Source organism: Nonlabens sp. (assembly GCF_047636915.1).
Taxonomy (GTDB): Bacteria; Bacteroidota; Bacteroidia; order Flavobacteriales; family Flavobacteriaceae; genus Nonlabens.
On record NZ_JBLIGN010000112.1, the window covers coordinates 1 to 6538 of the forward strand.

Here is a 6538-nt window from a genome sequence, read left to right on the forward strand (position 1 = left end):
GGCTTTTAATAGAGAATAAATTATACGTTGTTTTTGTTTTGTAAATGCTATTTATCGAGTGCACGGCAGTCTGTAGAAAATACTAAAAAGGTACTGGATCCTATAGAGTCTCCTCAGGTAATAGATCGACATAATTAAATCCAATTGTCAAGCCTTCACGTCTTTTCTAGGATAGTAGCAACAGTCTTGTTCTAGCACTTGTATAAAAGGGTTGATTCCTATCGGCTCCAAATGATTTGGAATTAAATACGTATGGTTGTTGTCTATTTGTTTACAAATCAATAAGAGCCATTTGCCTTACAATAGTTGAGGCATCAATATTTTTTACCGATACTTTGCAGCTGTATGTTCAACGCTTTTGTGGAAAGCTGTACTTCAATGAAAGATAATATCAGCGATAACATCAATGCGATGAGACTGGTTCCAAATACTATTTTTGCCCAAAAACTCAGTTCGATATAGATCAGGAACATGGTAATCACAGCTAATAAAAAGCTCAAAATAGCAACGGCTTGCATGTTTTTAATAATCGTAAGGCGCTTGGTTAGTTTTTGAACTTGTAAAAGTACTTTTTCTGAGTCTGTTTCTTCATACTGGCTGTATAAACTTCTAATTAATGCGGCAATGGCTAGATACCTTGCATTGTAAGCGAGCATGGTTAAAGAAATAGCTGGAAATAGAAGCGCTGGGATACTTAAAGTAAGATTCATTATTGTCTTTTTATGCAAGCAGAGGTTTCTGGTTCTATGATCCTGCCGGTTTTAGTAATTATTAAAAAAAAAGCTGCTTATCTTTACAAATTTGACAGAGGTATTCACCACTGTTAAATCATCAACAATTAGGTTATGGACACTATGGTGAGTTTATAAAGGAAAACTAAAACAGTGAATGAAAACAGTGACCGCTGGCTAGCTTCTACTGCCAAAAATAGCGCTGCCTATTCGTACCATCGTAGAACCTTCTTCTAGCGCAATTTCATAGTCACCAGTCATTCCCATAGATAATTCCGTAAAATCATGTCTGGAATCTAGTAAGTGGTCCTCTTTTATCTTTTTAAAAGTATGGGCTAGAGATTTGAATTCTGTTCTCACCTGATCTTTTTTATCGGTAAATGTTGCCATTCCCATAAGTCCTTTGATTTGCACATTTTTGTACTCTTTAAAGGCTTGATCGTTTAATAAAGCGATTAATTCTTGCTCATCAAAACCAAACTTTGATTCTTCTTGAGCAATGTGAACTTGCAGTAAGCAATTGATGATCCTATCGTTATTTTTAGCCTGTTTATTGATTTCTTTAAGCAATCTTGGAGAATCCACACTGTGTATTAAATGTACGTAAGGCGCCATATATTTGACTTTATTACGTTGGGTATGACCTATCATATGCCAGTGAATGTCCTTGGGAAGCGTTTCCCATTTCTCAGTCATCTCTTGGATTTTATTCTCACCTAGATGTCTTTGCCCAGCATCATATGCTTCTTCTAGATCGCTTATAGGTTTTGTTTTACTCACAGCCACTAACGTGGCTGTTGGGTGAACGCTTTCGCGAAAGCGTAACAAGGATTCTGTAATTGTGCTCATTTCTAAAATTCATAAATTATCAAACCACTAGGTAGTTTGGGACGGATAAAAGTACTTTTGGGAGGCATTCTCAAGTCGGCGTCTGCAATTGATTTCATCTGTTCTACAGTAGTTGGAAATAGACCAAAACCTACTTGAAACTCCTTTTTATCAACACGTTCTTTGATGTGCATCAAATCCTGCTTTCCAGAACTGTATTTGATTCTATCGTCTGTTCGTAGATCTTCTATTCCTAAAATAGGTAGTAAAATCAAATCGTATAATAGTTGCGTATCGAGATCCTGTAATGGAGTAGCGATTTCATACAAATCCTTACGTAAATAAAGGCTGTAAAACTCTCCATCAAGATACATACTGAAATGGTGCTTTTTTGAAGGTTTATAAAGCTCTAGACCTCGATTTTGAATTCTAAAATGTCGGTCTAGTTTCATTAAAAATTCTTCTTTAGTCAGTCCATTTAAATCTCTGACTTGTCTGTTGAATTCATAAATATTTAACTGACTTTCTGCAATGAGAAGGCTCATAAAATAATGATAGCTTTCTTTTGTAACTGCTGTTTCTTGAGAAAGCAAATTGGAACTGGCACTGCGATGGTGGCCATCTGCAATGTAGAGCTCTTTTATGTCTTGAAACTGGTTTTCTATATCTTTAATGATTTCTGGATCAGTAACTGCCCATAACTTATGTGAATTAAAGTCAGTGGTAGAGAAAAATTCATCCGGTCGCTGTAATTTTACTCGCTTGATAATTTCATCGATTCCAGGTCGATCTTCATAAGTAAGCAAAACAGGCTCTGCATTAAAACCGGCAAACTTGAGGTAATCTTTGAAAAGGATTTCTTTATCACTTAAAGTATCCTCGTGTATTTTGATTTTATTTTCTACATAATCTTGCGTACTGGTACTCGCAATTATACCGGTATAACTGTGATGCGGATCTTTATTTTCATATACATAAAAAGCAGGCTGCTGATCCTGAATCAAATAGCCTTCTTCTTTGAATTCTAGGTACCTATTGCGAACTAGATTAAATCTATCTACTCCAGAAACCTCTTGTTTGAATCTATATCCAGGATTTAAAATCTGTAAAAAACTATACGGATTGTAGTTGAGTTGTGCTTTGAGCTCTTTTTTACCGTAATCTTGATAGGTGCGTGAGATGAGGTGTGCGGCTATATCTGTTGCCGCTCGTACTCCTTTAAATGGTTTTATTTTTGGCATACTGTATTTTTATTTGAGTTGTCCCATCCCTACATTTCCCTATCTAAAAGCGTGGGAATAGAGATCTGTAATTTTAGGGTCTGCTACTTTACGTGGTTCTTGTTTCCCAAATGAACACACCAACTTTTTTTTAAGGGAGTCTTCCATTTCGTAATAATCTTTAGGAGTTCCTACTGTCATGTAAGTCAATCTCTAGAGAAAAAATTTCTACTTTAAGCTATCTAAAGGCTCTTTTCTCGTTATCGATGTACTTGCTTACCTTTAAACTATAGAATCCATGGTACAACAACATATTTTATTCAGTCCATATATAAATTTTAACCCGTTCCCGCTCGCGGTATTCCAGTTGTTCTAGGTTTAAATTCTGGTATTCAAAAACCCCTTCTTTGATGTGTCCTGATAGATTTTGATAACTTCTACTTATTTATCTTTTTTTCAATGATGTACTCTTGACGTTTTGTAATACCATCTTCTTTTTTATCATCCCTAAAGGTAATTACCACAGCATCAAATTCTTTTAAATTGAGAACCTCTTCTGACAGTACCGTATATATATTTGTGTATACTGTTTTAGAAATACTATCAATAAATAAAATTTCAGGTGCCTGTTTTACTGTTATTCCTAACTTATAAGTTTTTTTTTCTTTAAAAGAACTGCTTGAGAATTGATTTGAAATAGTTTCCGCAGATAAGCCTGTGAGTTTTGCCATCTTAAAATTCATCTCTTTTGCGGTCGTTTTATAGGTAGCGTGTCCTTTAAAACGAATTCCTTTTTCTATTTTTTTAACTAGTTGTTGACAAGAAGAGAAGCTTATAACAGCAAATAACAAAACAATAATTTTCTTCATAATGGTTTATTTAACCTTATTCGTATTCAAAAGATATCCTTTTGAGTTCTAAAGACCAGTTAGTGCTAGCTTCTGTTATTTGTTTGAGGTAATCATTAGAGTCCAGTGTATAGGTGCGAGTCAAGTTTTGAGTTATATTAAGGTTGTTAAATGTTCTTTGTATACCAACTAGTTGATTAGAATTACCTAGGCCTGTTAGTGCTCCTTCGTTAGACAAACCGTCAGAATGAAGGTATCCATTAAGGCGGTTATCACTAAATAGCGCTCTAGGTCTAAAGCCTCCTTTATAATTCACCGGTATAAATGTGTAATCAAATGTGGTGTCATTTTCTTCAACATTTACTGTTTGAGGCAACAAACCGTTATAGGTGGCAGTTTCTAGAGCCATACTGCCAGAGTTTATCGCTGTAACCAGCTCGTTTGAATCATAAGCAATCGTAAAAGAACCATTATTAACGTCAATACTATTATTTTGATCGTAATTATAATTACTTAGAGAATTAAATGGAAAAACAAAATCTTGATAGCTTATCGATTGCATCCTTTGTAAGCCGTCGTAAGTATAGAGATACTCTTCCATTAAGACAGAGTTCGGATCATAGAATTTTAAAGATTCTAAATCATTTAAATTATTGTATTCATATGTGGAGGTAAATGAAAGGTTGTTTTCAAAATAGATACTGTCCGTTTTAGGCAGTCCATTTTCAAAAATAGAAACCATTCTTTGAGGATAAGTTTGACCTAAATCAATACTTTCTTCAATCGTCATTTTAGAGACTTGTAATTCAAGTAATGTGGCACTACCACCGTCATCAGAAGAGCAACTTATAAAAGTTGTTAAAACTAATAAATTTAAAAAGCATAGAGTTTTATTCATGTTATTTTGGTTTATAAAAAACTCTTACTAACTACTTCCGCTTTTCTAGAAGTGGCATAATCATAGAATCCTTCTCCAGATTTGATGCCTTTTTTGCCAGCCATGACCATGTTTACTAATAAAGGGCAGGGTGCGTATTTAGGGTTTTTGAAACCCTCGTGCATCACGTTAAGGATACTTAAACATACATCTAGTCCAATAAAGTCGGCCAGTTGTAAAGGTCCCATAGGATGCGCCATTCCCAATTTCATTACGGTATCGATTTCTTCTACACCAGCAACGCCATGGTATAAGGTCTCTATCGCCTCATTTATCATAGGCATTAAAATACGGTTGGCTACAAAACCTGGATAGTCGTTTACCTCAGTAGGGGTCTTACCCAATTGTTTAGAGAGTTCCATTATGGTAGCCGTAACTTCATCACTGGTAGAATAGCCACGTATGATTTCTACGAGTTTCATGATAGGCACCGGATTCATAAAGTGCATTCCTATCACTTGATCTGGGCGTTTGGTAACCGCTGCGATTTGTGTGATAGAAATAGAAGAAGTATTGGTAGAAAGAATGCAATGTGCTGGTGCAAATTGATCCATATCACCAAAAACCTTAAGCTTTAAGTCTAAGTTTTCTGTCGCTGCTTCTACGACAAGATCTGCTTGTGAGACACCTTCTTTAAGATCTAAATAAGAAGTGATATTCCCTAACGTACTTGTTTTATCGTCTTCTGTGATGCGCTCTTTAGCAATCATGCGGTCTAGATTTTTGGCAATGGTAGCCATACCTAGATCTATATTTTCTTGAGAAATGTCCACAAGAGAAACTTTAAATCCTGATTGTGCAAAGGTGTGTGCAATTCCATTTCCCATGGTTCCTGCACCTATTACTGATATGTTTTTCATATTCTTCAATTATAAGCATCCTGCTCTTTTAAAAAGGTCTCGACTTATGTTGGACCAAAGATGAATGCAAGTTATTTTATCACTTGTTACTTGGATTTACTGCACTTGATGCAAAACCTGTCTTTTTTACTGTCGGTCTACAGCGATCTAAACTCTTTAATAATTTTCAACGCGACATCGAGTGCAGCAGTTCCATCCTCTAAATTAACGATCGGTCGCGTATCATTTTCTATAGCGTCTGCAAAGGTTTCCAGCTCTTCTAGGATTGCGTTGTTATCTACTACATCTGGATTGTCAAAATAGATTTGTTTTTTGATACCTTCTGCATTCTGAAGAATCATGTCAAAATCTCCCGGTACTTCTGGCGCGTTTTTCATACGGACCACTTCTACTTTTTTAGTTAAGAAATCTACCGAGATATAAGCGTCTTTTTGGAAGAAACGAGCTTTACGCATCTTTTTAAGACTGATCCGGCTTGCTGTAAGGTTTGCTACACAGCCGTTTTCAAATTCTATCCGCGCATTTGCAATATCGGGTGTTTCAGAAATGACAGAAACACCGCTAGCGCTCACACTTTTCACCTTGCTTTTCACCACACTTAAGATCGCATCGATATCATGGATCATTAAATCTAGCACGACACTTACATCAGTCCCACGCGGATTGAACTCTGCGAGGCGATGAGTTTCTATAAACATAGGATTGTCAAAACGGTCTGCTACAGATCTAAATGCTGGGTTAAATCGTTCTACTTGGCCTACTTGTCCTTTTACATTGTGCTTTCGCGAAAGCGAGATCAATTCCTCCGCCTCTTCTACGGTTACCGTTATAGGTTTTTCAATGAATAGGTGTTTTCCAGCTTCTAAAACTTTTATACCACTCGCGTGATGGTAAGACGTAGGAGTAACCACGTCTATCACGTCGCAGGCGGCGATGAGTTCATCAATATCTGAATAATAGGTGTATCCTAAATCGGCTTCTATTTGAGCGGCAATCTCTGCACTGGCATCATAGAAACCTATAAGGTCGTATCTCTTGCTTTGTTGTAATAATTTAAGGTGAATTTTACCTAGGTGACCAGCACCGAGAACTCCGACTTTAAGCATCATGTTGC

At 36.2% G+C, this 6538-nt stretch carries 8 protein-coding genes; all 8 read right to left on the reverse strand.

Translation table 11 applies throughout. The annotated features are described in order from the left end of the window. Positions 1-314: 314 nt before the first annotated feature. The gene (locus ACJAT0_RS11975) at positions 315-710 is read right to left on the reverse strand and encodes a DUF2721 domain-containing protein (RefSeq protein WP_374003957.1); all 396 of its coding nucleotides are present in this window, start codon (positions 708-710) and stop codon (positions 315-317) included. A gap of 198 nt (positions 711-908) precedes the next feature. Continuing rightward, positions 909-1580 carry a YggS family pyridoxal phosphate-dependent enzyme gene (locus tag ACJAT0_RS11980; protein ID WP_415181846.1) on the reverse strand — a complete coding sequence of 224 codons (672 nt, stop codon included), beginning with the start codon at positions 1578-1580 and terminating at the stop codon, positions 909-911. Between the two features lie 2 nt (positions 1581-1582). Beyond that, positions 1583-2800: a DUF1015 domain-containing protein gene (locus ACJAT0_RS11985; protein ID WP_374003955.1), complete on the reverse strand. Its 1218-nt coding sequence runs from the start codon at positions 2798-2800 to the stop codon at positions 1583-1585. Between the two features lie 39 nt (positions 2801-2839). After that, entirely contained in the window at positions 2840-2980 is a 141-nt protein-coding gene (locus ACJAT0_RS11990) for a hypothetical protein (RefSeq protein ID WP_374003954.1), read from the reverse strand. Between the two features lie 236 nt (positions 2981-3216). After that, the gene (locus ACJAT0_RS11995; protein ID WP_415181847.1) at positions 3217-3648 is read right to left on the reverse strand and encodes a hypothetical protein; all 432 of its coding nucleotides are present in this window, start codon (positions 3646-3648) and stop codon (positions 3217-3219) included. 16 nt (positions 3649-3664) lie between these two features. Next, positions 3665-4525: a hypothetical protein gene (locus ACJAT0_RS12000; protein WP_415181848.1), complete on the reverse strand. Its 861-nt coding sequence runs from the start codon at positions 4523-4525 to the stop codon at positions 3665-3667. A gap of 11 nt (positions 4526-4536) precedes the next feature. Beyond that, positions 4537-5424 carry a 3-hydroxyacyl-CoA dehydrogenase family protein gene (locus ACJAT0_RS12005; RefSeq protein ID WP_415181849.1) on the reverse strand — a complete coding sequence of 296 codons (888 nt, stop codon included), beginning with the start codon at positions 5422-5424 and terminating at the stop codon, positions 4537-4539. 137 nt (positions 5425-5561) lie between these two features. Then, positions 5562-6530 carry a Gfo/Idh/MocA family protein gene (locus ACJAT0_RS12010; protein WP_374003983.1) on the reverse strand — a complete coding sequence of 323 codons (969 nt, stop codon included), beginning with the start codon at positions 6528-6530 and terminating at the stop codon, positions 5562-5564. Between the last annotated feature and the right edge of the window lie 8 nt (positions 6531-6538).

Excerpts from the sequence above, each read along its gene's own strand:
- ACJAT0_RS11975 (WP_374003957.1), bottom strand. The coding sequence starts at position 710 with ATGAATCTTACTTTAAGTATCCCAGCGCTTCTATTTCCAGCTATTTCT.
- ACJAT0_RS11980 (WP_415181846.1), bottom strand. The coding sequence starts at position 1,580 with ATGAGCACAATTACAGAATCCTTGTTACGCTTTCGCGAAAGCGTTCAC.
- ACJAT0_RS11985 (WP_374003955.1), bottom strand. The coding sequence starts at position 2,800 with ATGCCAAAAATAAAACCATTTAAAGGAGTACGAGCGGCAACAGATATA.
- ACJAT0_RS11990 (WP_374003954.1), bottom strand. The coding sequence starts at position 2,980 with ATGACAGTAGGAACTCCTAAAGATTATTACGAAATGGAAGACTCCCTT.
- ACJAT0_RS11995 (WP_415181847.1), bottom strand. The coding sequence starts at position 3,648 with ATGAAGAAAATTATTGTTTTGTTATTTGCTGTTATAAGCTTCTCTTCT.
- ACJAT0_RS12000 (WP_415181848.1), bottom strand. The coding sequence starts at position 4,525 with ATGAATAAAACTCTATGCTTTTTAAATTTATTAGTTTTAACAACTTTT.
- ACJAT0_RS12005 (WP_415181849.1), bottom strand. The coding sequence starts at position 5,424 with ATGAAAAACATATCAGTAATAGGTGCAGGAACCATGGGAAATGGAATT.
- ACJAT0_RS12010 (WP_374003983.1), bottom strand. The coding sequence starts at position 6,530 with ATGCTTAAAGTCGGAGTTCTCGGTGCTGGTCACCTAGGTAAAATTCAC.